At 61.3% G+C, this 5,090-nt stretch carries 4 protein-coding genes; 3 read left to right on the top strand and 1 reads right to left on the bottom strand.

Features of this window, described 5'->3' with window-relative positions; translation table 11 throughout:
- Window positions 1-292: 292 nt before the first annotated feature.
- Complete coding sequence (locus tag FEF27_RS12875; protein ID WP_138171288.1) at window positions 293-1,180, bottom strand: LysR family transcriptional regulator; 888 nt, start codon at window positions 1,178-1,180, stop codon at window positions 293-295.
- A gap of 96 nt (window positions 1,181-1,276) precedes the next feature.
- Between FEF27_RS12875 and FEF27_RS12870 the strand changes: the two genes are divergently transcribed.
- Genes FEF27_RS12870 through chrA form a run of 3 tightly spaced genes read left to right on the top strand, consistent with a single transcriptional unit; the run spans window position 1,277 to window position 4,846 of the window.
- Window positions 1,277-3,034: a malate:quinone oxidoreductase gene (locus tag FEF27_RS12870; protein WP_138171287.1), complete on the top strand. Its 1,758-nt coding sequence runs from the start codon at window positions 1,277-1,279 to the stop codon at window positions 3,032-3,034.
- Window positions 3,031-3,462 carry a chromate resistance protein ChrB domain-containing protein gene (locus tag FEF27_RS12865; protein ID WP_138171286.1) on the top strand — a complete coding sequence of 144 codons (432 nt, stop codon included), beginning with the start codon at window positions 3,031-3,033 and terminating at the stop codon, window positions 3,460-3,462. The genes FEF27_RS12870 and FEF27_RS12865 overlap by 4 nt, the downstream gene beginning before the upstream one ends.
- Entirely contained in the window at window positions 3,422-4,846 is a 1,425-nt protein-coding gene (gene chrA / locus FEF27_RS12860; RefSeq protein WP_138171285.1) for a chromate efflux transporter, read from the top strand. The genes FEF27_RS12865 and chrA overlap by 41 nt, the downstream gene beginning before the upstream one ends.
- Window positions 4,847-5,090: the final 244 nt, after the last annotated feature.

Genomic DNA, 5,090 nt, shown 5'->3' with positions numbered 1-5,090 from the left:
CTGGCTACGCAAATAGGAGACATGACCTAGCTGTCAGTTTCAGAAGTTGGCGGCACTGTCAGCCCAGTCATGCCGGGGTAGTGTCGTCGGGTTCTGAAACTGACAAATAGTGAGTGCCAGGCAAGATGGCCCGAAAACCTTCGTTATCTTGAGTTGAGCAACTGTGGCACGTCTTGACCTGTGGTTTTCTGTTGTGGACAGTGTCCACAAGGCTGTGGTCACTAGGGATGGAGAGCGCCGTGTAGTTATCGTCCATCATGCGTGGTTCCTTCCAAGGTAGGGAATCTGCCGGTTAGTTGAGGCCACGGGTGAGGATGAAGTCGTTGAGGCGCTGGGTCACCGCCGTCTGGGTAACCGTCGCCGATGTCAGGGCGATGTTGCGGGTGTGGTCTTCGCCCATGAGGGGGACCTCGAAGATTCCCTTAACACGCCGATCACTGTGAGGCAAAAGGGCGACCCCGAGTCCACGACTGATCAGTTCGCGAATGGTGGCGAACTCGGTGATCTCGATCCCGATGTTCGGTTCGTAACCGGCGCGACGGCACCAACGTTCGGTGAGTTGGCGCAGGTTGTAGCTGGTGGGATTGGCGATAAAGCGTGCGCCCTCAAGTTCCTCGAGCTCGATGCATGCCCGATTGGCAAGGCGGTGGTCTTCGGGTAGCACGGCGTTGATCTGCTGAGTCGCGACAATGGTGTGCTCGAGGTCTGCTGGTGGCGGGATCGTGATCGCCAGGTCGAGCCCTCCAGTCCGGAGGTCCTCGATCAGGGCAGAGCCGTGGGCTTGTTTGAGTTGAAGGCGTACACCGGGATGCCGCAGGTTGAACTCGGCCAGCATGTCAGGCACCGCACCTGACCCCATGGTCAGAGGGAACCCGAAACGGACCGTGCCACGGTCGGGATCGGCAGTCTCGGTGACCTGCGCGATAGACATCTCGATGTCGTGGAGCGGGGCTCGGACCAGCTGCGCGAGGCTCAGAGCAGACGGAGTAAGACGCACCGTCCTGCCATCACGAATCAACAGGGGCAGTCGCAGCGTCTCTTCAAGCGCGTGGATGCGTCGGCTCATCGATGACTGCGGAATCCCGAGCGCCGAAGCAGCCCCAGTCATGTGACCGCCTTGAGCCGCGATCTCCGTGAGTGCACGAAGCTGTGGGGCCAAACTTTTCACCCATTCATCCATATTCAGATTATATCGCTCTGAAAGTTCATTGGACGGAATGTTCTGGTCTGCGCGACCGTGGGATCACCAGATGCGGCTTCAGGAAAGGGCAACACCATGACCAAGCGGTGGCGAACAGCAGGAACGGTCGAGGAAGCAGACATCGTGCTCATCGGCGGCGGGATCATGTCGGCGACTTTAGGGGCGATGATCACGCTTCTTCAGCCGGACTGGCGAATCGTCCTGGTAGAGAAATCGGACTCACTCGCGACCGAGAGCAGCGGTCCGTGGAACAACGCCGGCACCGGTCACTCTGGGTTCAGCGAGCTGAACTACATGCCCGACCCCACCGACGGCAGCAAACCCGCCGAGATCGCCCGACAATTCCACATCACCAGACAATGGTGGGCACACCTGGCGGAGTCTGGTCTGCTCGATCCACGCGAGTACATCCACACCAGCCCACACATGGACGTGGTGTTCGACCACCGAGGCGTGGACTATCTGCGGCAGCGCTATCAGACGCTGATCACCGATCCGTTCTTCGCCGGACTCGAATACTCCGAAGATCCGGCCAGGATAGCCACCTGGGCACCTCTGATCATGGAGGGCAGGGGCGATAATGGGCCGATCGCCGCAACTCGTCACCTGCATGGCACCGACGTGGATTTCGGGGCGTTGACCCGGGCTCTGACCAGCATCATCACCGACCGAGGCGGGACGGTTCTGCTCGGTCACGACGTGAGGTCACTGCGTCAGCAACCGGATGGCTGCTGGCTCGTCACCGGTCCGAGTGGTTCCCGTCGTGGGCGGTTCGCGATCCGGGGACGCCACGTCTTCGTCGGTGCCGGGGGATTCGCCCTGCGACTGCTCCAGCGCGCGCGCCTACCCGAGGTGCGTGGATATGCAGTCCTCCCTGTCGGTGCCGCCTTCTACCGGTGTTCAGACCCGCAGGTCGCCGCCCGTCACGACGCGAAGGTCTACGGTCAGGCAGCGATAGGTGCCCCACCGATGTCAGTACCGCATCTCGACAAGCGAATCGTTGACGGCCAGAGCCATCTGCTATTCGGCCCATACGCGACGTTCAGCACGAAACTGCTCAAGCATGGCAAGCTCACTGACTTCTTCACGACCCTCCGATGGCGCAATCTCCACGTCATCGCAGCCGCGGGCCTGCAGAACTTGTCACTGGTTCGCTACCTGATCAAAGAGCTTGCCGCGGGCCCTGAGAAGAAATTCGCTCAGCTGCAACGGTTCTACCCGTCAGCTGCGTTCGAACAGTGGGAGCTCATCCTCGCCGGCCAACGCGCGCAACTGGTCACACCCGACAAGAAGAACATCGGTGTCCTCCGCCAAGGCACGGAAGTGGTCACCAGCGCGGACCATTCCATCTCAGGGCTGCTTGGTGCCTCGCCAGGGGCCTCAACCGCCGTTCCGATCATGCTAAATCTCCTCAAACAGTGCTTCCCCGATCAATGGCAGAGGAGCTGGAAAAACACTATCGCAACCGCGGTTCCAGGATTCCAGAAAACCACATGGGATGCCGACGACGTGAGCGAAAGCCTCGAACGGACTGCCAGTGCCCTCGATCTCATCAACACGTCGGACAGGCACCTGGAGCGGTCAGTTACCGGGCCCATGAATGAGGCGCGGGCCGCTGAGTACGCGAAAGTTCTCTCGCAGGCGCAATTGGCCCTCAACACGGAGGACGGTGAGCGGACGCGCCGGCTGCGGAAGCTGCGGGCGCAAATGCGCCAGGTCGAGCGGCGGGATTTCTTCCGCCCACCTGAGCGGGACCAGGCCCGTCGAGCACTTCGGGATCTCGCGGACAGCTTGGAAGTTTCATCGGAAGTTCCGTCGGAGGTTCCCTCATGAAGTGGGTAACGCGGGCCTGTGTGCATATCGACTGTTCTGCCTGTGCTTGGCTGATCCTGCGGCATGTGGACCCGCAGGCACAGTTTGTCTTTGTCTCCGAGCCTGATCAGGTCCCTGACGGTGCCACTGCTTTCGATATGCGAGGCGTGGAGTTGGGCCACCACGGTGGTGATTGCACGTTCGAGACCATACTGCGTCGTCACGATCTGGCCGATCCGGTGCTCTGGCGGATCGCCGCGATCGTGCACGAGGCCGACTTGGAAGATGATCACTACGACGCCCCGGAAGCTGCCGGTTTCGACCTGATTCTGCGCGCGCTAGCGATGGCACACACCGATGAGGAAGTCCTGGCCATGACCAGCCCGATCTTCGACGCCGTTTACGGTTATATCCGCCGCAGCGTTATCACAGGAGGAACCCCGGCATGAGCAGAGACCCCCGCAACCACGACCTGGTGCCCCTACGGGAAACCGGCTCTTCGCAGATGANCGGGAAACCACCAAAGCGTGGTTCAAAATATCCCTGCAAACCTTCGGCGGACCCGCCGGGCAAATCGCGGTCATGCAACGCAGCCTGGTGGATGAACACCGCTGGATTGGTGAACGCCGGTTCCTGCACGCCCTGTCCTACTGCATGCTGCTACCCGGCCCGGAGGCCCAGCAACTGGCGGTTTACGTCGGCTGGCTGCTCAACGGTGTGCGCGGTGGGCTCATCGCCGGCGTACTCTTTGTGCTCCCTGGCGTCGTGGCTTTGCTCGCACTGTCCGCGATCTATGTCACCTTCGGCGACACCACGCTGATTTCTGCCCTCTTCGTCGGATTATCCGCAGCTGTACTGGCGATCGTTGCCCAGGCCGTCATCAAGGTCACCAAACGCGCTCTGCACCACCGGGCCCTGGTGGCCCTGGCGGTGGCCGCCTTCGTTGCCCTGACCATCTTCGGTGTCCCGTTTCCGGTGGTCATCGCCGCAGCCGCTTTCATTGGGTGGGCGCTGGGGCGGTTCCGGCCGGGCCTAATGGCCGCGACTGCGAAGAAGTCCTCTGCGGACGAGACCGACCCGTTGATCTCCGACGACGCCTTGCATCACGCCCAACCCTCCTGGAGGAGGGGGGCTCTGGTCCTGGGTCTCGGTATCCCTCTATGGCTTGCACCGGTCGGTATCGCTTTCGCCTTCACCGGCCTTCACAGCGTCTACACCCAGCAAGGTTTGTTCTTCTCGGGCACTGCGCTCGTCACCTTCGGTGGTGCGTACGCTGTGCTGGCCTTCGTGGCGCAGCAGGCCGTTGCCACCTACGGATGGTTGGCACCCGGTGAAATGGTCAAAGGCCTGGCACTGGCCGAAACCACCCCCGGACCACTGATCATGGTCGTCCAGTTCGTGGCCTTCCTCGGAGCTTTCCGCGACCCCGGGTCTCTTGATCCGTGGACGGCGGCCGTGCTTGCCTCGCTCCTGGTCACCTGGGTGACCTTTGTTCCGAGTTTACTGTTCATCTTCCTCGGGGCGCCCTACGTTGAACGCCTACGGGGAAACCGCTGTTTGTCAGCTGCTTTGACCGGGATCACCGCCGCAGTTGTCGGCGTGATCGCGAATCTGGGCGTCTACTTTGCCACCCACACCCTCTTCGCTGATTCCGCCTCGGCAACCTGGGGTCCGGTCGATCTAGAGGTGCCCGTGCTGTCGAGCCTGCAACCTTGGGCGCTTCTGCTCACCATCGCGGCAATGGTGATGATCTTCAAACTTCGCTGGAGCGTACTGCGCACGCTCGGTGTATGCGCGGCCGCGAGCCTATTGATGGGTCTGGTGCTCGGGTGATCAGCCGGGTAAGGGTGAAATTCGATGGCTTCGGGATGCATTGGGCGTGATTGCCGCGAACGACGGCGCTCCGGCTGCTAGAGATCCCAAAACAGATCTTCACGCGCGCTCGGGCGACCTCGCGGCCATTGCAACCGTTGTCGGCGTTGCTAGGCACCGGTGTCGGTTCAAACACCTTAAACGTTCGTATTCGCTACGCAACACCCAGTCCGGTTAGGGCATGTCTCCTATATGTGAGGTGATT

The sequence above is a fragment of the Nesterenkonia sphaerica genome (assembly GCF_005771565.1).
In the GTDB taxonomy this organism is placed as follows: Bacteria; Actinomycetota; Actinomycetes; order Actinomycetales; family Micrococcaceae; genus Nesterenkonia; species Nesterenkonia sphaerica.
Note: the sequence above shows the minus strand (reverse complement) of the source record. Positions and strands in the feature narration are given on the sequence as shown.